This window comes from Bradyrhizobium sp. A11 (assembly GCF_042077125.1).
In the GTDB taxonomy this organism is placed as follows: domain Bacteria; phylum Pseudomonadota; class Alphaproteobacteria; order Rhizobiales; family Xanthobacteraceae; genus Bradyrhizobium; species Bradyrhizobium japonicum_B.
This window is the reverse complement of the sequence record NZ_CP149509.1, coordinates 4,696,556-4,718,011: the sequence shown is the minus strand read 5'-3', so window position 1 is coordinate 4,718,011 and position 21,456 is coordinate 4,696,556. Positions and strand designations below refer to the sequence as shown.

Genomic DNA, 21,456 nt, shown 5'->3' with positions numbered 1-21,456 from the left:
GGCGGGCGGACAATCCTCCCGGCGGAGGAAACCATGCAACAAGAACATTTCGACGTCCTGATCGTCGGTGCCGGGCTATCAGGTATCGGCGCGGGCTATCATTTGCAGACCAGGTGTCCGACCAAGAGCTACGTCATCCTGGAGGGGCGCGACTGCATCGGCGGCACCTGGGACCTGTTCCGCTATCCCGGCATCCGCTCCGACAGCGACATGTTCACGCTCGGCTATTCGTTCAAGCCGTGGACCGACCCGAAGGCGATCGCCGACGGGCCGCAGATCCTGAACTATGTGCGCGAGACGGCCGGCGAGAACGGCATCGACAAGCACATCCGCTTCCGCCATCGCGTCAAGCGCGCTTCCTGGTCGACCAGCGAGGCACGCTGGACCGTCGAGGCCGAGCGCATCACGGGCGAGGCCGCGAGCGAGCTCGTCCGCTTCACCTGCAATTTCCTCTTCATGTGCTCGGGCTATTACAAATACGAGGCGGGCTACACGCCGGAGTTCAAGGGCGCTGCGGATTTCGCCGGCCGCATCGTGCATCCGCAGAAATGGACCGAGGACATCGACTATGCGGGAAAACGCGTCGTCGTGATCGGCTCGGGCGCGACCGCGGTCACGCTGGTGCCGGAGCTCGCCAAGAAGGCGGCGCAGGTCACCATGCTGCAGCGCTCGCCGACCTATGTGGTATCGCGGCCGGCGCAGGATCCCCTCGCCAACAAATTGCGCCGCAACCTCCCGGCGCGGCTGGCCTATCATTTGATCCGCTGGCGCAACGTGATGTGGGGGATGTTCTTCTTCCAGCTCAGCCGGCGCAAGCCCGCGAAGGTCAAGGACCTCATTCTCAAGGGCGTGCGAATGGCGCTTGGCCCCGACTACGACGTCGCAACTCATTTCACCCCGCGCTACAATCCCTGGGACCAGCGGCTGTGCCTGGTGCCGGACGGCGACCTCTTCAAGGCGATCCGCGAGCAGCGCGCCAGCGTCGTGACCAACGAGATCGACACGTTCACGCGCGACGGCATCCGCCTGAAGGATGGAAGCGAGCTTGCGGCCGACATCATCGTGACGGCGACCGGATTGGTGCTCCAGGTCGTCGGCGGCCTCGAGATCAGTGTCGACGGCCGCGCCGTCGATTTTGCCAAGACCCTGACCTACAAGGGCATGATGTATGCCGACGTGCCCAACATGGCCTCGGCCTTCGGCTACACCAACGCGTCCTGGACGCTGAAATGCGATCTCACCTGCGAGTATGTCTGCCGTCTCATCAACTACATGGACCGGCACAATTTCCGTCAATGCGTGCCGCACAACGACGATTCGACCATCACAGCGCAGCCGTCGCTGGATTTCACCTCGGGCTATGTGCAGCGCTCGGTGGCCAAGATGCCGAAGCAGGGCTCGAAGCGGCCGTGGCGGCTGTACCAGAACTACGCGCTCGACATCGTGTCCCTGCGCTTCGGCCGGATTGACGACGGCGTGATGCGCTATTCCTGACGGCACCTCCTCCGCAATGCCGTTTCGGCCGGGGTGCGACGGACTGCTTCGTGTCTGCGTCGGTCACGGCGCCCCCCTTGCGCGCATGACCGGCCGATCATCCCGTCTGGGCAGCGCGCCGGCGTCGGAATTCCTGCACGGGCAGCCCGCCCCAGCCCCAATTGGCGGTGTCGACTTCTTCGATCACGACGAAGGTGGACTCCAGCGGCTTGCCGAGCACGTCGAGCAGGAGCTGGCTCGAACCCTCGATCAGTGCGGCCTTCTCCGCCGCCGAGAGCGACGCCGCTCCCGGCGTCGTTCCCTCGCGGGTCACTTGAATGGTGACGATGGGCATCGTGCGTCTCCTCGTCTCAATGTCCCGCGCTCTGCCCGCCGTCGACGTGCAGGATCTCGCCGGTGACGAAGGAGGCCCCCTCGAGATAGAGCACCGCATCGACGATGTCGGACATCTCGCCCATGTGACCGACCGGGTGCAGCGCACCGAGCTGCGCATGCGTCGCGACCGGATGCATCGGCGACTTGATGATGCCGGGCGACACCGCGTTCACCCGGATGCCGCGCTTGGCGTATTCGATCGCGAGCGATCTGGTGGCGGCGTTCAGCCCGCCCTTGCTCAGCGAGGCCAGCACCGAGGGCACGTTCGAATTGGCCTGATCCGCCAGCGTGGTCGTGATCTGCACGACGTGGCCGGAGCCCTGCTGCTCCATCTCGGCCATGGCGAGCTGGGTAATGTTGAAAAAGCCCGCGACGTTGGTGCCCATCACCGCTGCATAGTCTTCGGCCGTGTACTGGGTGAACGGCTTTGCGACGAAGATGCCGGCATTGTTGACCAGCGTGTCGACACGGCCGAAGCGGGCGAGGGCCTGAGAGACCACACGCTCGGCAGTGGCCCGATCGGCGATGTCGCCGGGCACGGCGAGGATGTCATCGTCACCCGACGGCTTGATGGAGCGAGCCGTGGCGACGACGCGGTAATTGCGATCGCGAAAACCCCGGACCAGGGCGGCGCCGATGCCCTGCGATGCACCGGTGACGATGGCGACCTTCTGTTCGATACCCATGATGGGCTCCTGTTGTTGGCTGTGAGAATCTGTGCCGGCAGCGGCCGGCTTGCGTGCTGAGGTACGCTGCGACGGGCCGGTCGCGAATATCCGCTGTCCGGCAGACACTCTTTCGCCGCGCGAGCGAATGCGGGGGCGGCCGCTCCGGCGGTGGTTGTCGAGCTTGCGGCGAGCGCCTAGCCTGCGAGCGGAAGCTCAAGGGGGCGACGGGAAGGGAATGGATCGTCTGGATGCGATGAAAGTGTTCGTCCTGGCCGTGGACGAGGGCAGCTTGGCTGGCGCCGGGCGCAAGCTCGGCCGCTCGCCGGCTGCGGTGAGCCGGGCCATCGCGTTTTTGGAAGAACGCGTCGGCGCCGTACTGCTGCACCGGACGACTCGCGCGATCAAGCTGAGCGAGGAGGGGGAACGCTATGCCGCGATCTGCCGCCGTGTGCTCGCCGAACTCGAGGAAGCCGATGGCATCGCGGCTGGACCGCGCACCGCGCCGCGCGGCCTGCTCACGATCACGGCTCCCGTGGTCTCGGGGGAAATGGTCTTGCGGCCGATCCTCGATGCGTTCCTCGATGCTTATCCGACCGTGTCGGCCAAGCTGCTGTTGTTCGACCGGGCGGTCAACCTGATCGAAGAGGGCATCGATATCGCGCTTCGGATCGGGCCGCTCGCGGATTCAGCGATGACCGCGATGCGGGTCGGCGAGATCAGCCGCATCGTCGTGGCAGCACCGCGCTATCTCAAGCAGCATCCACACATCAACGAGCCCGGCGATCTCGCCAAGCACCAGATCGTGGCGATGGCGCACCTGCCCAATTCCTGGACCTTTGCGCCGCAGGCCGGCGCGTCAGTGCCGCGCACGGTTCAGTTCACACCTCGGCTTGTCGTCAACAGCACCTATGCGGCGGTCGCCTCCACGGTCGCCGGGCGCGGCGTTGCGCGGATGTATTCGTACCAGGTGGCCGAGCAGGTCGCCCGCGGCGAGCTCGAGATTGTACTGGCTGGTGATGCGGATCCTGAAATGCCGGCCCACCTGATCTGCCCGCAGGGCCGGCTCGCTGTGCCGAAGGTGCGCGCCTTCACCGATTTTGCCGTGCCCCGGCTGAAGAAGCACTTTGCGCAGCTGAGGAAGAGCATCAAGGCGCGCTGAGCCGCTGCGCGCCTGGCAATGCGTTGTTTTGCGTATACGGCCGCCTCGCTGAATCGGGCCATGTTCCCGAACGGTTAACGCCGAATTTACGGATCAATCCTAGCCTGTCTCGGCCGGGGTTACTCGCAAGGCCGAGGTGAGCCCAATGGAAGCCCAGAGAATCGCCGTCGATGCCGTCGTCGCGCTGACCGATTGCGACCGCGATGCCGTCATCGCCTTCATCCGCCGTCTCTATCTGGCCGGCGTCACCGACCCCAAGCGCCTGACCTTCAAGGGTCTCCAGGCGCTGTCCCGGGCGTGATGGGGTCGATTGACCGCCACTAGGCCCCGGTCTGCTCTCCCCAGTGTGAACGCAACCCAGCGGCGAGTATCTTGTCGCACACGTTCGGCCGGAGTAGATGACGTCCCCGGCTGAGTTCACTGGGGAACGGGGAGATGTTGAAACAGCTTTTTGCGCCGCAACTTGTCATTCTTTATGTGCTGGCGGCCTCGACGATTTACGTTCACTTCCGCGGCAAGCAGCGGCTGCGCTTTGCGCGCCAGCTCGGAGATCACTCGACCTATCTGGCACCCTACAATGTGCTGATGTATGCGGGCTCTGCGGTGCCGAACAAGCCGGTGATCCCGGTCGAGCAGTTTCCCGAGCTGAAGCCGCTGAGCGAGAATTGGGAGACCATCCGCGACGAGGCTGTGCGCCTGTTCGACGAAGGTTTCATTCGCGCGGCAGCCAAGAATAACGATTGGGGATTCTACTCGTTCTTCAAGAGCGGCTGGAAACGGTTTTACCTGAAATGGTACGACGACTTCCTGCCCTCGGCGAACACGCTGTGCCCGAAGACGGTTGAGCTGCTGAAGTCGATCCCGAGCGTGCACGGCGCGATGTTCGCAATGCTGCCGCCGGGTGGCAGGCTGGGCGCGCACCGAGATCCCTTCGCGGGCTCGCTGCGCTATCACCTCGGCCTGGTCACGCCGAACTCGAACAGGTGCCGCATCCTGGTCGACGGCGTCGAATGCGTCTGGCGCGACGGCGAAGCCTTCATGTTCGACGAGACCTTCATCCACAGCGCCGAGAATGCGACCGACGTCAACCGCATCATCCTGTTCTGCGACGTCGAGCGCCCGATGAAGTTCGGCTTCATGACCGCAATCAACCGCTGGGTCAGCCATCACATCGTCAAGGCGTCGGCGACCCAGAACGTCGACGGCGAGAATGTCGGCGTGCTCAACAAGGTGTTCGGCAAGCTCTACGAGGTTCATCTCGCCAGCCGCAAGGTCAAGGAGTGGAACCGCAACGTCTACTACGCGCTGAAATACGCGCTGGCGGCACTGATTCTCGGTCTGATCGTGTATTCGGCACTGAATTGAAGCGACGCGTGGGGCGGATCGGCGAAGCTTGGTTCGCCCTTGCGTCGTGCCGATATGTGGATTGCTGTCGTCCGTCCTGCCACGATCGTCCGATCTCGGTCAGCTGCGTCTAGTGGCGGTGCTTGTGCCCTGCGGAGCTGTCGGGACGCTGGTAGCCTCGTAACTCTGCATATCGCTGCATCTGGCTCTGATTGAGCAATGCGGCGGTCGACAGATGATACTTGAGATGGCTCTCGCGGAGTTGCCCCTGGGTTTCGGCAATGGCCCCGATGCTCGTCTTGAGCGCTTCCGACGTGACCGCACGGGACGAGAAAAGGTCTTCCAGCGCTCGCTCTTGCTCGACGAGCTTGTGACCCAACGGAACGGTTTCCTGTTTCATGGCATCGAACAGTCGCCGGACCTCGACGCGTTGATCGGCTGTCAAGTCGAGGCTGTCGCCGAGCTCGAGCACGTGGCTGGGACCGGGATATCCATTGAGCTCCGCAGCAAGAGCCAGGCCCATACCGCGTCCGGCGCGAAGGTCGTCGATCTGCTGCTGTGACAGCGCCTTGATCGGGCGCCTTTCCATGCCGGCATAAGGGTGGCTGGACTGGGCGCCGGCCGCGCTGGCGGTGAGGAGGAGAGAGGCGGCAAGCAGAAGGAGGCGGTTCATGAAGCTGGCTCCATCAAGTCGGGCCGGCCATGCGAAGCAACGGACCCGGCTGCGATATTACCCTACCGCGATCGAGTGATCTCGGGCCTGAAATCTTGCTGGATCGTCCGGCCCATGGCAACAAACATTGCCGCGATCAAATTGCCGAATGTGGAGCAGGTAATGGCCTCCTTGCCGACCGCGAATGCCGAGATCGCGCAGTTCTTCCGCGATTGGCTGGAAACCTTCGCGGGCTATGTCCGCGAGGTCGACTACGCCTCGGCGCGGCCGCTCTTCCATCCGGAGGTGCTGGCCTTCGGTACCCATAACGATGTCATCCCCGGCCTCGATCAGTGGGTCTCGACGCAATGGGACAATGTCTGGCCGAAAACGACCGACTTCCGTTTCGTGCTCGATCAGGCCTCGATCCTGGCATCGCCCGACGGCACGATGGCAACGGTGATCGCGCCGTGGACGAGCACGGGCTATCATCAAGATGGCAGCCCATTTGCGCGGCCCGGCCGAGCGACGATGGTGTTTTCAAGAGATGGCGACGGCTGGCTGTGCGTGCATTCGCACATGTCGCTCAATCGCGGTGTGCCGCAGACAAGCCATGCCAATCGGCCGGTGAAGGCCTGGTAGCGTGTTGGGTGGATCAGCGAAGCGCAATCCACCACCTCGACACAACAAGACGGTGGTGGATTACGCTTTCGCCAATCCCCCTACGATTCAAGCCTGCTCGGGCTGGCCGATGCTGACCTTCAGCGTGCCGACACCGTCGACGCCGCATTCGAGCTTGTCGCCGGGCTGGAGCTGCGACACGCCGGCCGGGGTGCCGGTCATGATGATGTCGCCGGCGGCAAGCTTCACCTGCTGCGAGAGCTGCCAGATGATCTCGGGCACGTTCCAGATCAGCTCGGTGAGGTCGCCCTTCTGGGCTTCCTTGCCGTTGACCGTGAGCCAGATCTTACCTTTGGCGGGATGGCCGATCTTGGAGGCCGGCTGAATCGCCGAGCAAGGAGCGGAGCCGTCGAACGACTTGCCGATCTCCCAGGGCCGCTCCTTCTTGCGCGAGGCGATCTGGAGGTCGCGGCGGGTGAGATCGATGCCGACGGCGTAGCCGTAGACGTGATCGAGCGCCTTGTCGGCGGGGATGTTGAGGCCGCCGCTCTTCATCGCCACGACCAGCTCGACCTCGTGATGGAGGTCCTTGGTCAGCGGCGGATAGGGAACGGTGGCGCCGTCGGGCACCAGCATGTCGGCATGCTTGGCGAAGAAGAACGGCGGGGCGCGCTCGTCATTGCCCATCTCGCGGATGTGCTCGAGATAGTTGCGGCCGACGCACCAGATGCGGCGAACCGGATAACGGCCGCTTTCCCCGACGACGGGAAGCGAAGCCTGGGGCGGAAGCGGGATGACGTAGGAGGCGGCGTTCATGAAGCGGTCTCGCTGCTCTTGAGGTGGAACGAACTCTATGCGGTTGCGCTGATCGGCGCCAGCGCGCCGGAATCGTGGTGGTGTTGCAGGCGGAAGAACGAGGCGTAACGGCCGCCCCGGCGGAGCAGTTCGTCGTGCCGGCCCTGCTCGACGATCTCGCCGCCCTCGACCACGAGAATCGCATCCGCGTGCATGATGGTGTGCAGACGGTGGGCGATCACGATGGTGGTGCGGTTTCGGCACAGATGCTCGATCGCCTCCTGCACCTGCCGCTCGGACTCCGAATCGAGCGCCGCGGTGGCCTCGTCCAGGAGGATGACCGGCGCATTCTTGATCAGCGCGCGCGCCACCGCGATGCGCTGGCGCTGGCCGCCGGACAGCTGCGTGCCGTGCTCGCCAACCGGGGTGTCGTAGCCGAGCGGGAAGCCCATGATGAAATCATGCGCGCAGGCGGCCTTCGCCGCCTCGATGATCTCGTCCTCGCTCGCGCCCGGCTTGCCGAAGGCGATGTTGCTCCGGATGGTGTCGCGGAACAGATAGACGTCCTGGCCGACATAGGCGGTCTGCGAGCGCAGGGATTTGCGCGAGACCGCGCCGATCGACTGGCCATCGATCACGATGTCGCCCTGCGTCACCTCATGGAAGCGCAGCAGCAGCGCCAGCACGGTCGATTTGCCGCCGCCGGACGGGCCGACCAGCGCGGTGACCTTGCCGGGCTCGGCGACGAAGCTCATGCGGTTGAGCACGGTCTCGCCGGTGCGGTAAGCGAAGCTGACGTCACGCAGTTCGATCCGTGCGTCGGTGAGCTTCAACGCGGGCTTGTCGTCGTCGGAGCGTTCGCTGGCCGGGCTGTCGACCACTTCGAGCAGCATGCGGGCGCCGACGAGCTGGCTGTTCAGATCGATGTTGAGCCGCGCCAGCCGCTTGGCCGGCTCGGTCGCCATCAGGAACGCGGTCATGAAGGAGAAGAACGCGCCGGGCGTGGCGTTGAGCGCGACCACGCTGTAGCCGCCGTACATCAGGCAGCCGGCGACCGCGAAGCCGCCGAGCATCTCCATCAGCGGATTGGAGCGGTTGGCGACGCGCGCCATCTTGTTGGCGTTGCGCTCGACGATCGCGATGTTCTCGTCGATGCGCTTCTGCATGGTCTCTTCCAGCGTGAACGCCTTGACCGTGCGGATGCCCTGCAGCGATTCCTGCATCGTCTCCATGATGTCGGCGGTGCCGGTGAACTGGTTGTAGGCGAGGCCTTTGATGCGCTTCACCAGCTTGCGCAGGACCAGCATCGCCGGCGGCACCGCGACGAGGCCGATGAACGACATCAGCGGATCCTGCCACACCATCACGCCGATCATGGCGAGCAGCATCAGCAGGTCGCGCCCGATGGCGTTGACCAGCATGTTGAGCACGTCGGTGATCGACTTGGCGCCGGCCGTCAGCCGCGCCAGGAATTCGGAGGAATGGCGCTCGGAGAAGAAGCCGACGCTCTCGCGCATCAGCTTTGCGAAGAGCTGGCGCTGGTTGGTGGCGAGGATCGCGTTCGAGATCTTGGTCAGGATCACCATGTGGCCGTAGGTGGCCACGCCCTTGATGAAGAGCAGAGCGACCGTGATCCCCGAGAACATCGCGATGCCAGGGATGTTCTTGTCGACATAGGCCTGGTTGATGACCTGGCCGAGCACGTAGGTCGCGCACGCCGTCGCGGCCGCGGCCACCGCCATCAGCGCGAAGGCAACGAGGTAGCGCCGCCAGTAGACGATCCCCTGTTCCGTGACGAGGCGGCGCACCAGGGCCATTGCCGCGTAGGGATCGTCGGTGATCTTCTTTGGAAACTGGGCCATCCGGGGTCCATTGACGGCGCAGGACAAAGCCTGCCCGCGCGTCAGGGATCGATGGGCCTCTGTGCCCGCTCAGCTACGGTTTTTCAAGCCCAATTAAGGGCTTGCGCTTGGGATGATTCTAGGCCGAGGCGGCGTGGCGAAGCTCGCCATGGCGCTCGTGGAACAGCTTGTCCTCCCATGCCAGCGCGTGGGCCGCGATAGTCTCGAGGTCCTCGTACTGCGGCTTCCAGTCCAGCAGTCCGCGGATGCGGCTGGTGTCGGCGACCATGGTCATGATGTCGCCCGGCCGGCGCGGCGCGTATTGCACGGCAAAGCTACGGCCCGACACGCGGCGCACGGCGTCGATGGTCTCCAGCACCGAATAGCCGCGGCCATAGCCGCAATTCAGCGTCGTCGAGGCGCCGCCGTTGCGCAGATATGCGAGGGCCGAACGATGCGCCTGCGAGAGGTCCGTGACGTGGATGAAGTCGCGAATGCAGCTGCCGTCGGGGGTCGGATAGTCGGTGCCGAACACGTCGATCTTGGCGCGCTGGCCGGTCGCAGCTTCCACCGCGATCTTGAGCAGATGCGTGGCGCCAACGGTGGCAAGGCCGATGCGGGCGTGCGGATCGGCGCCGGCGACGTTGAAATAGCGCAAGGTTACGTATTGCATGCCGTAGGCGGCAGCAACGTCGTGCAGCATGATCTCGGTCATCAGCTTCGACGAGCCGTAGGGCGACAGCGGCCGGGTCGGCGCGTGCTCGGGCACCGGGACCTGGTCAGGATTGCCATAGACGGCGGCGGTCGAAGAGAAGATGAAGCGATTGATACCGCGCTTGACCGCCACGTTGAGCAAGTTGCGCGCGGTCGTGAAGTTGTTGCGGTAATAGCCGAGCGGATCGCGCATCGAGTCCGGCACGACGACCGAGCCGGCGAAATGGATGATGCTTTCGATGTCGTGCTGGGCGATCACGCCTTCGAGCAGGTTCTCGTCGCCGGCGTCGCCGATAAACAGCGGCACGCCCTCAGGCAGGTAGGCGGAGAAACCGGTCGAGAGATCGTCGATCACCACGACGTCCTCGCCGGCTTCCGCCAGCGCGAGCACCGTGTGACTTCCGATATAGCCGGCGCCGCCGGTGACTAGCACAGTCATGATCTCACCCGTCTTCGATCAACGCTGCAAGCTAACGTCTGCGTGGTGAAGAGGGGGTATCGGCGCGGCCGAACTGGTCACTATGCTTAATGTTGCGTATAGGGGGCCGGTCAAACGGAGCGTGATGTGGCCAATTCCCCCGGCGATCTCGAAGTGATCGTGCCAAATCTGCACAGGCGCTATTCCGGGGTCACCGCGACCAACCGGATGGTGGCGCCGCGGCTGGCAAAGCTGTATCGCGCCGCCTGGTTCGGCTCCGACGCGCCGGCCGGGATTGCGCGGCTGGGCGCTGCCGATTTTCTCAAGCTATGGCGCCGCAAGGCGCCGCTGATCTGGCATGCGCGGCGCAACAACGAGATGATCGCCGGCGTCGTGCTGCGCGCGCTCGGCTGGCCCTTGAGGCTCGTGTTCACCTCGGCGGCGCAGCGGCATCATAGCTGGATCACGCGCTGGCTGATCCGGCGCATGGACGCGATCATCGCGACGAGCGACATCTCGGCCTCGTTCCTCAAGGTGAAGGCGACGGTGATCCCGCACGGCGTCGACACCGACGTTTACGCGCCGCCGATCGATCGCGCCGCTGCTTTCGCGGAAAGCGGTCTGCCGGGCCGCTACGCCATCGGCTGCTTCGGCCGCGTGCGTGCGCAGAAGGGCACCGACCTCTTCGTCGATGCGATGTGCCGCCTGTTGCCGCGCTATCCGGACTTCACCGCGGTCATCGTCGGCCAGGTCACGGCCGAGCAGACGCCCTTTGCCAACGATCTAAACAAGCGGATCGAGGCCGCCGGCCTGCAATCGCGCATCGTCATCACCGGCGAGCTGCCGATCGACGCAGTGCAGCGCTGGTACCAGCGGCTGACGATCTACGCCTTCACCTCACGCAACGAGGGCTTTGGCCTGACGCTGATCGAGGCGATGGCGGCGGGCAGCGCGCTGGTTGCCGCGCGCGCCGGCGCGGCCGAGCTCGTGGTCGAGGATGGTGTAAGCGGCGTGCTGATCCCGACGGGAGATGCCGACGCGCTGGCCGCGGCGCTGGAGCCGTTGATGCGCGATGTGACGCTTGCGACGGCGATGGGCGAGCGGGGGCGGGCGCGGGTGCTGGCAAAGTTCAGCCTCGATGCCGAAGCGACGCGGATCGGCGAGGTCTATCGGTCGCTGCTCTGAACTGCCGCGGTCGCGCCGGCAAACAAAACCGCGAAAACAACCCCATGCACAGTAGACGAGGTCAGCGAAATCAACGGCTTGGCGCCTGCGTAGCTTTGCAGATTCGTGACGCTGGTTTGACACGTCGGACAAAACACCGGCGTGATGTTACCATCCGCACAGGCCCCGCCCGGCTCACGTCGTCGCCTTCGTCCCGGCCTCGCTCAGCACCCGCTGCGCCATCGCCGCCACCTCGCTCGCCGCGATATTCCGCATGCACCTGTGGTCGTTGATCTTGCAGATCGTGCTCTGGCAGGGCTGGCAGGACAGCACTTCCTTGTCCTGCACCACGGTGGCGGCAAGGCCGTTGAGCGGGGCCCAGAGATAGGGGCTGGTCGGGCCGAAGATGCCCATGGTGGGCGTGCCCAGGGCGGCCGCGATGTGCATCAGGCCGGAATCGTTGGAGATGGCGACGCCGGCGGCCGCCATGGCCAGCACGCCGTTGCGCAAATCGTTGCCGGTGAGGTCACGCACGCCGGGGCCGCCAGCCGCGACGATCTCCTGGGCGAGGCCCTTTTCCGCGGGGCCGCCGACCACCCACACCTCCAGCCCGCGCCCGGCGAGCAGGCGGGCGGCCTCGGGATAGTACGTCCAGCGCTTTGAGACGCCCACAGAGCCAGGAGCGAGCGCCACCGCGGCTCCGGCGCCGAGGCCGTTGGCCTGCCGCCAGCGGACGATGTCCTCGGCCGGGACCCGCAGTTGCGGCACCGGCCATTCCGGGGGCAGGGGGGCGCCGTCGGGCTGGGCCAGGGCGGCGTTCTTGTCGATGAAGCGGGGCAGCTTCTTTTCACCCCAGCGCCAGCGGTTGATCAGGCCGAAACGGAACTCGCCGACGAAGCCGACCCGCTCGGGAATACCGGCCAAAGCGGGCGCGATGGCAGCCTTCCAGGTGCGCGGCAGCACCAGGGCCGTGCCGTAGTTTCGCTCGCGCAGCAGCTTCGCCAAGGCCAGCTGACGGCCCACGGCAAGCCGGCCGCGCGGCAGGTCCCAGACGATCCCCTCGCGCACGCCGGGCATGTAATCGACCAAAGGAGCGCATAGCGACGTGGTGAGGAGATCGACCGGCCGGTTGGGCCAGCGCTCCTTCAGGACCCGGACGACGGTGTGATTCCGGACGAAATCGCCGATCCACATGTAGGGAATGATCAGAATCGGGCGGGTATCGCGCCGGTCTGGATCTCCACTAAGCTGTGAATTTTGGTTCATTCGTTGAAGCCGCAATGATTTTGGCGGTTCGGTAGCCGCTCCCAGCCGGTAGGTAAAGCCGGCAAAGCGCTCAATCCCAAAACCGCTTACACTTTAGCGGCTCATGCGCTACGGCAGGACCGGATCGCAAGAAAATCGGCAGGGATTTCCAAATGTTGCTGGTGACCGGCGGGGCCGGTTTTATCGGGTCGAATGTCGTGGCCGCGCTCAATGACGCGGGCCGCAGCGACGTCGTGGTTTGCGATCTGCTCGGCACCGACGGCAAGTGGCGGAACCTCGCCAAGCGCCAGCTTGTGGATATCGTTCCGCCGGCCGAATTGATGGACTGGCTGAAAGGCCGCAAGCTCGATGGCGTGATCCATCTCGGGGCGATTTCCGCGACCACGGCGACCGACGGCGACCTCGTGTTCGAGACCAATTTCCGTCTGTCGATGCGCCTCCTCGACTGGTGCACGGCAAGCGTGGTGCCCTTCATCTACGCCTCCTCGGCGGCGACTTATGGCGACGGCGAAAGCGGTTTCGACGACGATGCTTCGATCCCCGCATTGAAGAAGCTTCGGCCGATGAATCTCTACGGCTGGAGCAAGCACATGTTCGATCTTGCGGTCGCCGGGCGCGTGGCCAATGGCGATCCGCTGCCGCCGCAATGTGTCGGCCTGAAATTCTTCAACGTGTTCGGCCCCAACGAATACCACAAGGGCTCGATGATGAGCGTGCTGGCGCGCCGCTTCGACGACGTCAAGGCCGGCCGCGTCGTGCAATTGTTCAAATCGCATCGCGAGGGTATCGAAGACGGCGATCAGCGCCGCGATTTCATCTATGTCGATGACGTCGTGCGCGTAATCATGTGGCTCCTGGCGACGCCGTCGGTGTCCGGACTGTTCAACGTTGGAACCGGCAAGGCGCGCAGCTTCAGGGACCTGATGCTGGCTGCCTATGCGGCGCTCGGCACCAAGCCCAACATCGAATATATCGACATGCCCGAGCAGATCCGTTCGGCCTACCAGTACTTCACCCAGAGCGAGGTCGTTCGGCTCCGCCGCGCCGGCTATAACGGCGGCTTCACGACGCTCGAGGACGCGGTGAAGGCCTATGTCGGGGATTACCTCGACCGGCCCGACCGCTTCCGCTGAGGCTCCCTCACCATGCCGACGCCCATTCTCGATTTCGACGCTCTCGCGCAAGCCATCTCAAGCCGCACGGTGCTGTGCATCGGCGATATCATGCTGGACGAGTTCGTCTATGGCGAGGTGTCGCGGATTTCGCCGGAAGCGCCGACGCCTGTCATCACGGCGCAGCGCAGCGAGATCCACATCGGCGGCGCCGGCAACGTCGCGCGCAACGTCGCCTCTCTCGGCGCGCGCTGCATCTTCGTCGGCCTCGTCGGCGAGGACGATGCCGGTGCACGGCTCAAGACGGCGCTGGACGAGCTGGCTGCGATCGAAAGCGTGCTGGTGTGCGATCCCGCGCGCCCGACCACGCGAAAGGTCCGATTCGTCTCCGAACATTTTTCCACGCACATGCTGCGCGCGGATTGGGAGCAGGCGGCGCCCGTATCCGATGAGGTCGAGACCAAGCTGATCGAGGCGATCCTGCCGGGGATCGCACGCGCCGACCTCGTGCTGCTTTCGGACTACGCCAAGGGCGTGCTGACGGCGCGCGTCATCCGCCACACCATCGACGCCGCGCGAAAGCTCGGCAAGCCCGTAATCGTCGATCCCAAGAGCCTGAACTGGGCGATCTATCGCGGCGCCACGCTGCTTACGCCCAACCGCAAGGAATTTTCCGAAGCGACGCGCAGCCGCGCCGACACGCCGCAGAGCATCGTCGATGCCAGCGAGGACGTGATGCGGCTCGCCGATTGCGAGGCGATCCTGGTTACCCAGGGCGAGCACGGCATGACGCTGGTGCCGCGTGGCGGCGAGGCCGTTCACGTTCCGGCTTTCCCGGTGAAGGTGCGCGACGTCTCCGGTGCCGGTGACACCGTCGCTGCCGCCCTCGCGGTGACGCTTGCGGCCGGCGCGGACTGGGACACGGCATTGCGCATGGCCAACGCCGCGGCCGCCGTCGCGGTCGGCAAGCAGGGCACCGCCAGCGTGAGCGCGGCCGAGCTGCGCCGCAAGATCCTGCCGCATGCCAGTCTCGCGGCCGAGGAGAAGATCGTGCTCGATCTTGATACGCTCGACGCCCAGCTCGCCGAGTGGAAGAGGCAGGGCCAGCGCGTCGGCTTCACCAACGGCTGTTTCGATATCCTGCATCCCGGCCACGTCAAGGTGCTGACCGCGGCGCGCGCCGCCTGCGACCGGCTGATCGTGGGCCTCAACAGCGACGCCTCGGTGCGGCGGCTCAAGGGCGCGGAGCGGCCGGTCCAGGACGAGCGCGCGCGAGCCGAGGTGCTGGCCGCGCTGGAGGCCGTCGATCTCATCGTCATCTTCGAGGAAGACACGCCGATCGACCTGATCAGGCGGATCAAGCCCGGCGTGCTGGTGAAGGGCGGCGACTACACCCGCGAGCAGGTGGTGGGCCACGAGGTCGTCGAGCAAGCGGGCGGGGCGGTCGTGCTGGTCGACATCCTCCAGGGCTTCAGCACGACGGCACTGGTGCATCGCGCTCGGGGAGGGGGCAAGTGACGGTGCTCGCACGCGAGACGACCGGCGAAAGGTTGCTTCGCCGTCTGCGCAGCCCGGCCGCCTGGCGCGAGACGGTCGATATATTCGCAGTCCTGACCGCGGCCTCGCTGCCCTGGTCGACCTCGCTTGCGGGAATCTTCAACGCGCTGATGCTGGTCTGCATGGTGCCGTTCCTCGACGTCCGCGCGTTGCTGGAGTTCTTGAAGCGTCCGATCTGTGCGGCCCCGATCGCGCTGGTGCTGCTGGCGCTGGTGGGGACACTCTGGTCGGACGCGACCTGGGGTGCGCGATTCTATGCGGTCAATCCGACGGTGAAGCTGCTCGTGCTGCCGTTGCTGCTCTATCATTTCGAGCGCTCGCCCCGCGGCCACTGGATCTTCATCGCCTTTCTGGTGTCCTGCGCCTTGTTGTCGGTGATGTCCTGGCTGGTCGCGTTCTACCCCAACCTCGCGCTCAAGTCCGGTCCGGCCGAGCGCGGCATCTTCGTCAAGAACTACATCGACCAGAGCCAGGAATTCGCGCTTTGCGCGGTCGCGCTGGCCTATCCGATCGTGACGTTGCTGCGCGAGAAGCGCTACTGGCTCGCCGGACTGCTGACGGCGCTGGCGCTGAGCTTCTTCGTCAACATGACCTTCGTGGTGGTGTCGCGTACCGCGCTCGTCACCATCCCGATCATGTTCGGCGTGTTCGCGCTGCTGCACCTCAAATGGCGCAGCATTGCGATCATCTCCGCCGCTCTGCTCGCCGGCGCCGTCCTGGCCTGGCAGGCCTCTCCGCAATTGCGCCATACCGCCGAGAGGTTCACCGACGACTACGCGGGCTATGTGGAAAGGGGCGAGGCGACCTCCATGGGCCTGCGGCTCGAATTCTGGCGGAAGTCGTTGAGCTTCTTGGCGGAGGCGCCGATCATGGGGCACGGCACCGGCTCGACGCGCGGATTGTTCGAACGCGCCGCGGCGCCCGCCGGTCAGAACCGGGCCTCGGCCGAGGTGATCGGCAATCCCCACAACCAGACGCTCAACGTTGCCGTGCAATGGGGCGCGATCGGCATCCTCATTCTCTACGCGATCTGGATCCTGCATCTGCTGTTGTTTCGCGGCGACGGGCTTGCCAACTGGATCGGGCTGCTGGTGGTGGTGCAGAACGTCTTCACCTCGCTGTTCAACTCCCATCTGTTCGACTTCCATGAGGGCTGGATGTACGTCATCGGCGTCGGCGTCGCCGGCGGCATGGTGATCCGGGCACAACGGGGCCAGGCGAAGATGGGGGAAGCCGGTTCCTGAGCGGCCGCGCGGCTGGCAAGTCTGGTTCAGATGGGCTATCAGCGCGGACAGGTTGCATCTAACTGGATTTTCATCGGTCGGCGGATGACGCGTTTATCGCATCTCACCTCGCGCAATTTCCTGATCGCGCTGCACGATGTGCTGGCGACGACGGCGGCGCTTTTCGCCGCCTTTTACGTGCGATTCGAGGGCGGAGACGGCTTCTACGAGCGTTTGCCGCTGCTGTTCCAGATCCTTCCCTATTTTCTAGCCTTCAGCGTCGTCGTGTTCTTCGTCTTGAACCTGACCACGACGAAATGGCGCTTCATCTCGCTGCCCGACGCGCTGAACATCATTCGCGCGGCGACCGTGCTGACGGTTGCCCTGCTCGTGCTCGACTACATCTTCGTTGCCCCCAACGTTCGCGGCGCCTTCTTCCTCGGCAAGGCGACGATCGTCCTCTACTGGTTCCTGGAGATTGCCTTCCTCAGCGCGTTGCGCATGACCTATCGCTATTTCCGCTATACGCGGGTGCGGCGTCATGCGAGAGGCGGTGATGCCGCGCCGACGCTGCTGATCGGCCGCGCCGCGGACGCGGAGGTGCTGCTGCGCGGCATCGAGAGCGGGGCGATCAAGCGGATCTGGCCGGTCGGCGTCTTGTCGCCGTCGTTTTCGGACCGGGGCCAAATCATCCGCAACCTACCGGTGCTGGGCGGCATCGACGATGTCGAGGACATCATTGCGGACTTCGCCAAACGCAACAAGCCGATTGCCCGCCTCGTGATGACGCCGTCGGCGTTCGAGCCGGAGGCGCATCCGGAATCGGTGCTGATGCGGGCGCGCAAGTTGGGTTTGATCGTCAACCGCATGCCCTCGCTCGAGAGCGGCGATACGCCGCGGCTCACCGCCGTCGCGGTCGAAGATCTCCTGCTGCGGCCGAGCGAGGCGATCGACTATGCCCGCCTGGAAGCCCTGATCAACGGCAAGGCGGTGATCGTCACCGGCGGCGGCGGCTCGATCGGTTCCGAGATCTGCGAGCGTGTCGTCGCTTTCGGCGCCGCGCGGCTCCTGATCGTCGAAAACTCCGAGCCGGCGCTCTACGCGATCACGGAACGGCTCGCCGCGCGGGGTGTGGCGGCCGAGATCGAAGGGCGGATCGCCGACATTCGCGATCGCGAACGCATCATGCGCCTGATGGCCGAGTTCAGGCCCGATATCGTGTTCCATGCCGCAGCGCTCAAGCACGTGCCGATCCTCGAGCGCGACTGGAGCGAGGGTGTCAAGACCAATATCTTCGGCTCGATCAACGTCGCCGATGCCGCGCACAACGCCGGCGCCGAAGCCATGGTGATGATCTCGACCGACAAGGCGATCGAGCCGGTGTCGATGCTCGGCCTCACCAAGCGTTTCGCCGAGATGTACTGCCAGGCGCTCGATCGCGATCTCGCTGCAGCCAGCGGCGGCGCCCGGTCGCCGATGCGGTTGATCTCGGTCCGGTTCGGCAACGTGCTGGCGTCGAACGGCTCGGTGGTGCCTAAGTTCAAGGCCCAGATCGAGGCCGGCGGTCCTGTCACGGTGACGCATCCCGATATGGTCCGCTACTTCATGACCATCCGCGAGGCCTGCGATCTCGTCATCACCGCGGCCACGCACGCGCTCGGCGCGCAGCGTGCCGATGTCTCGGTCTACGTGCTCAACATGGGCCAGCCGGTGAAGATCGTCGATCTCGCCGAGCGCATGATCCGCCTCTCCGGACTGCAGCCCGGCTACGACATCGAGATCGTGTACACGGGCATGCGGCCGGGCGAGCGCCTGTATGAGATCCTGTTCGCCTCCGAGGAGCCGACCCGGGAGATCGGGATTGCCGGCATCATGGCCGCACAGCCGAACCAGCCGCCGATGCAGACGCTGCGCAAATGGATCAGCGCGCTGGAGCAGGCCGTCGCGCGCGAGGACCGCGCCACCATCAGGACCATCCTGAAGGATGCGGTGCCGGAATTCGGGTCGACGGCGGCCTGACCATGCCGGTCGATGGGGTGTTGCGCGCTATCCTGTCGGAGCGACGATGAGCGAGACGAAGCCGGTCGCGCTGGTGACGGGAGCGAGCGGCTTCGTCGGCCGTCACGTCGTGAGCGCATTGACGCGCGAGGGCTGGTCGGTCCGCCGGGCGGTGCGCAGACCGGAAGGGGCTGACGGTGAGGTCGTGATCGACTCGATCGGTCCCGACACCGATTGGCAGGCGGCGCTCGAGGGCGTCGACGCCGTCATCCATCTGGCCGCACGCGTGCATTACAAGAACGACGAGCACGCGGCCGAGCTCTACCGCAAGGTCAATGTCGAGGGCACGCTGCGCCTGGCACGCTGCGCAGCAGCGGCCGGCGTGCGTCATTTCATCTTCATCAGCACCGTTCTGGTGCATGGCCGCAGCAATGACGGCCGCGCGCCGTTCAGCGAGAACGATTCGCCGACGCCGCGTGGCCTCTACGGCACATCCAAGGCCGCGGCGGAGGCGGGCTTGAGGACGCTGGCCCGCGACGTCGACATGAAAATCTCGGTGATCAGGCCGCCGCTGATCTACGGCGCGCACGCCAAGGGCAACTTCCCGCTGCTGGCGCGCGCAATCAGGCTGGGGCTGCCGCTGCCCTTTGCGGCGATCCGCAATCGCCGCAACTTTCTTGCAGTGCAGAACCTGTCGTCATTCATCCTGCATCGGCTGCGCCATCCTGACGCGGCGAGCAATTTCGAGATCTTCCTGTTGGCCGACCGGGAGCGGGTCTCGACGCCTGAATTCATCGCCTGCATGGCGCGAGCCTCCAGCAAAACTGCCCGGCTGTTCGGCGTCCCGCCGAACCTGCTCGGCACGGTGCTGCGCGTGATGGGCCGCCAGGAGATGCGGGACGGGCTGATCGGCTCGCTCGAGCTCGACATCTCCAAGGCGATCGCCACCGGCTGGCAGCCGCAGGTCTCCCTCGAGGAGGGGGTGCGGCTGGCGCTGTCGGATCAGGACGCCTGAAGGCGGGAAAAGCGCCGCAGTACGAAGCCGACGGCGACCGCGCCTGCGACCAAGGACGCAACAATGATCGCCATCGAGCCGGCGCGAACGGTGACGATGGCAAGCATCGCCAGCACGAGATTGAGCGCGAACACCTCGCCGATCACCTGCGGGACCGTGAACCCGTTGTCGGTTGCGCGTTGATAGAAGTGGGTGCGGTGCGCCGACCAGAATGGCTCGCGCCGGATGATGCGCCGAAACAGCGTGATGGTGGAATCCGCAAGGTAATAGGCCGGCAGCAGCAGCGCTGCGGCGGGTTGGCCGTGCCAGGCGAGCTCCAGCAGGCACCAGCCGAGCAACAGGCCGATCGGCAGGCTGCCGACATCGCCGAGGAAGACCTTTGCGACCGGCCGGTTGAATGGCGCAAAGCCGAGCATGGCGCCGCCCAGCGCGGTGGCAATCAGCACAGCGGGCCACGAGAGATCCCCGAGCCATCCGAGCAGCAGCAGCGCCGCGGTGACCGGCACGACTTCCGCCACCGTCATCAGGTCGAGACCGTCCATGAAGTTGACGAGGTTCACGAACCAGACTCCGGCAAGGACGATGAGGGCGCGCTCCAGCGGAAGCGGCAGCGCCGGCACGATGCGGGCGGCCTCGGGCGCGGTGAACACTACCGCGCCGACGCAGGCTGCCTGCAGCACCAGCCGCACGAGCACGGGCAGTGACACGATGTCGTCGGCGAAGCCGACCAATGCGATCACGACCGTCGCCGCGACCAGCGCCGGCGGAATCGCGACATTGGCCGAGGCCCCCCATAGCGAGGCGACGATCAGGGTGGCGGCGATCACCGCGATGCCCGCGCCCTGCGGGGTCGGGATGCGATGCGAGGACCGCGCGTTCGGTCGCGCCAGTGCGTAGCGCTGGAGCAGGGGGCGACTGGTCCAGGTGACGAGCGCCGAGATCAGCGCGGCGATCGCAACGGCAAGCAGCACGGCCGCGCCGGCGAGCGCATCGGTGGCCGAGCTCACTCCGGCACTCCGATCGGGGCCGACCCTTGCGCGGCCTTCTCCGCGCTGAGGATCCAGACCAGGCCACCGACCGCGCCAACGATGAAGAACACGGCGCCGTACAGCAGCGAGATGTTGACGCCCTCGTTGGCGGCAAGTCCGGCGAAGCCGAACGCCAGGCCCATCGTGGCTTCACGCACGCCCCAGCCGGCGATCGAGATCGGCATCATCGTGATCAGCATCACGGGCGGCACGAGCAGAAAGACGTCGCTGAAGCGGACCGGGGCCGCAATCGACTGCACCACGCACCAGGCGATGACCACGGCGAGGACGTGAACGAGGATCGACAGGATCGCGATCACCGGTCCGCTGCGGCGATTGAAGATCACGCGGTTGGCGATCACCGCGCAGGCGTGAAGATGATGCGTGGCCCACCAGGTCTTGAGCCAGCGCCATTTCAGGGCGCCGAAGATCAGGAAGCCGATGCCACCGGTGAGCGCCAGGAGGTCGATGAGCAGCAGCGCCGAGCGCCCGTGCGGATCGGTGATGAGGGTGTAGCTCCAGGGCAGGCTCGCGACGATGAGAACCGCGAGCGCGATCAGGCCGATGGCGCGGTCGACGAAGATCGAATAGGTGGCCGCACGCCAGCCGGCGCCGGCGCGCGCGACCAGCCACAGCCGGACCGCGTCGCCGCCGATCGCCGAGGGCAGGGTCTGGTTGAAGAACGAGCCGATCACGTTGTAGCGCATGGCACGGCTGAGCTCGAGCGGCGCGCCGCAGACAGCACTGATCTCGCGCCAGCGCAGCACGCCGACGAGGATCTGCAGAAACGTGATTGCGATCGCCACGCCGATCCAGAGCAGGCTGGTCACGGTGAAGCGCGAAAACAGCTCGGATAGGTCGACCTTGCGCAGCGCCAGATAGAGCAGCGCCGCGGAAATCATGATTTTGGCCGCGGAAAGCAGGATTCGGCGCATTTCGCCCGCATGAACTGGGTTTGCGAAGATTTGAGGCAACCCGACGCAAGGCGCCGAATTCGGCCGCTTTGGTATGG

General features: G+C 65.5%; 20 protein-coding genes. 11 read left to right on the top strand and 9 right to left on the bottom strand.

Annotated features, from left to right (window positions below):
• The first annotated feature begins 33 nt into the window (after positions 1-33).
• A complete protein-coding gene (locus tag WI560_RS22215; protein WP_375304867.1) occupies positions 34-1,494 on the top strand; it encodes a flavin-containing monooxygenase in 1,461 nt (486 codons plus the stop codon).
• Between the two features lie 97 nt (positions 1,495-1,591).
• Here the strand turns inward: WI560_RS22215 and WI560_RS22210 are convergent, their stop codons facing one another.
• Positions 1,592-1,828: a 4-oxalocrotonate tautomerase family protein gene (locus WI560_RS22210; RefSeq protein ID WP_375304866.1), complete on the bottom strand. Its 237-nt coding sequence runs from the start codon at positions 1,826-1,828 to the stop codon at positions 1,592-1,594.
• A 16-nt stretch (positions 1,829-1,844) separates the two neighbouring features.
• A complete protein-coding gene (locus WI560_RS22205; RefSeq protein WP_375304865.1) occupies positions 1,845-2,555 on the bottom strand; it encodes an SDR family NAD(P)-dependent oxidoreductase in 711 nt (236 codons plus the stop codon).
• 217 nt (positions 2,556-2,772) lie between these two features.
• Between WI560_RS22205 and WI560_RS22200 the strand changes: the two genes are divergently transcribed.
• From WI560_RS22200 to WI560_RS22190, 3 genes are all read left to right on the top strand, one after another.
• Positions 2,773-3,696, top strand: a complete 924-nt coding sequence (locus tag WI560_RS22200) for a LysR family transcriptional regulator (RefSeq protein ID WP_375308884.1) — start codon at positions 2,773-2,775, stop codon at positions 3,694-3,696.
• A gap of 145 nt (positions 3,697-3,841) precedes the next feature.
• Positions 3,842-3,997: a hypothetical protein gene (locus WI560_RS22195; protein ID WP_007612486.1), complete on the top strand. Its 156-nt coding sequence runs from the start codon at positions 3,842-3,844 to the stop codon at positions 3,995-3,997.
• A gap of 134 nt (positions 3,998-4,131) precedes the next feature.
• A complete protein-coding gene (locus WI560_RS22190; RefSeq protein ID WP_375304864.1) occupies positions 4,132-5,061 on the top strand; it encodes an aspartyl/asparaginyl beta-hydroxylase domain-containing protein in 930 nt (309 codons plus the stop codon).
• Between the two features lie 109 nt (positions 5,062-5,170).
• On the opposite strand, the gene WI560_RS22185 is transcribed toward WI560_RS22190, so the two are convergent.
• Positions 5,171-5,713, bottom strand: coding sequence for a Spy/CpxP family protein refolding chaperone (locus tag WI560_RS22185; RefSeq protein WP_375304863.1), 543 nt, complete (start codon positions 5,711-5,713; stop codon positions 5,171-5,173).
• A gap of 162 nt (positions 5,714-5,875) precedes the next feature.
• Here WI560_RS22185 and WI560_RS22180 point away from each other — a divergent pair, with 162 nt between their 5' ends.
• Positions 5,876-6,334, top strand: a complete 459-nt coding sequence (locus WI560_RS22180; protein WP_375308883.1) for a YybH family protein — start codon at positions 5,876-5,878, stop codon at positions 6,332-6,334.
• A gap of 87 nt (positions 6,335-6,421) precedes the next feature.
• Here WI560_RS22180 and WI560_RS22175 read toward each other — a convergent pair whose 3' ends face one another.
• From WI560_RS22175 to galE, 3 genes are all read right to left on the bottom strand, one after another.
• A complete protein-coding gene (locus tag WI560_RS22175; RefSeq protein WP_375304862.1) occupies positions 6,422-7,129 on the bottom strand; it encodes a fumarylacetoacetate hydrolase family protein in 708 nt (235 codons plus the stop codon).
• Positions 7,130-7,164: 35 nt separating this feature from the next.
• Complete coding sequence (locus WI560_RS22170) at positions 7,165-8,970, bottom strand: ABC transporter ATP-binding protein (protein ID WP_375304861.1); 1,806 nt, start codon at positions 8,968-8,970, stop codon at positions 7,165-7,167.
• 118 nt (positions 8,971-9,088) lie between these two features.
• A complete protein-coding gene (galE, locus tag WI560_RS22165) occupies positions 9,089-10,102 on the bottom strand; it encodes a UDP-glucose 4-epimerase GalE (protein ID WP_257175590.1) in 1,014 nt (337 codons plus the stop codon).
• Between the two features lie 126 nt (positions 10,103-10,228).
• Here galE and WI560_RS22160 point away from each other — a divergent pair, with 126 nt between their 5' ends.
• Positions 10,229-11,266 (top strand): glycosyltransferase family 4 protein, encoded by a 1,038-nt coding sequence (locus WI560_RS22160; protein WP_375304860.1) that lies wholly within the window; start codon positions 10,229-10,231, stop codon positions 11,264-11,266.
• A 174-nt stretch (positions 11,267-11,440) separates the two neighbouring features.
• Here the strand turns inward: WI560_RS22160 and waaF are convergent, their stop codons facing one another.
• Positions 11,441-12,511, bottom strand: a complete 1,071-nt coding sequence (gene waaF, locus WI560_RS22155; protein WP_375304859.1) for a lipopolysaccharide heptosyltransferase II — start codon at positions 12,509-12,511, stop codon at positions 11,441-11,443.
• Between the two features lie 152 nt (positions 12,512-12,663).
• Here waaF and rfaD point away from each other — a divergent pair, with 152 nt between their 5' ends.
• The 5 genes from rfaD (at position 12,664) to WI560_RS22130 (ending at position 19,416) form a co-directional block, all read left to right on the top strand.
• Positions 12,664-13,644: an ADP-glyceromanno-heptose 6-epimerase gene (gene rfaD, locus WI560_RS22150; protein ID WP_375304858.1), complete on the top strand. Its 981-nt coding sequence runs from the start codon at positions 12,664-12,666 to the stop codon at positions 13,642-13,644.
• 12 nt (positions 13,645-13,656) lie between these two features.
• Positions 13,657-15,141: a D-glycero-beta-D-manno-heptose-7-phosphate kinase gene (gene rfaE1, locus WI560_RS22145; protein WP_375304857.1), complete on the top strand. Its 1,485-nt coding sequence runs from the start codon at positions 13,657-13,659 to the stop codon at positions 15,139-15,141.
• On the top strand, positions 15,138-16,424 hold the full coding sequence (locus tag WI560_RS22140; RefSeq protein ID WP_375304856.1) for an O-antigen ligase family protein: 1,287 nt from the start codon (positions 15,138-15,140) through the stop codon (positions 16,422-16,424). The genes rfaE1 and WI560_RS22140 overlap by 4 nt, the downstream gene beginning before the upstream one ends.
• A gap of 84 nt (positions 16,425-16,508) precedes the next feature.
• Positions 16,509-18,422, top strand: a complete 1,914-nt coding sequence (locus WI560_RS22135; RefSeq protein WP_375304855.1) for an SDR family NAD(P)-dependent oxidoreductase — start codon at positions 16,509-16,511, stop codon at positions 18,420-18,422.
• Positions 18,423-18,468: 46 nt separating this feature from the next.
• Positions 18,469-19,416: an NAD-dependent epimerase/dehydratase family protein gene (locus WI560_RS22130; RefSeq protein ID WP_375304854.1), complete on the top strand. Its 948-nt coding sequence runs from the start codon at positions 18,469-18,471 to the stop codon at positions 19,414-19,416.
• Here the strand turns inward: WI560_RS22130 and WI560_RS22125 are convergent.
• Positions 19,404-20,423 (bottom strand): glycosyltransferase family 4 protein, encoded by a 1,020-nt coding sequence (locus WI560_RS22125; RefSeq protein ID WP_375304853.1) that lies wholly within the window; start codon positions 20,421-20,423, stop codon positions 19,404-19,406. The genes WI560_RS22130 and WI560_RS22125 overlap by 13 nt on opposite strands.
• On the bottom strand, positions 20,420-21,379 hold the full coding sequence (locus WI560_RS22120; RefSeq protein WP_375304852.1) for a lysylphosphatidylglycerol synthase transmembrane domain-containing protein: 960 nt from the start codon (positions 21,377-21,379) through the stop codon (positions 20,420-20,422). Before WI560_RS22120 ends, WI560_RS22125 begins: the two co-directional genes overlap by 4 nt.
• Positions 21,380-21,456 lie beyond the last annotated feature (77 nt).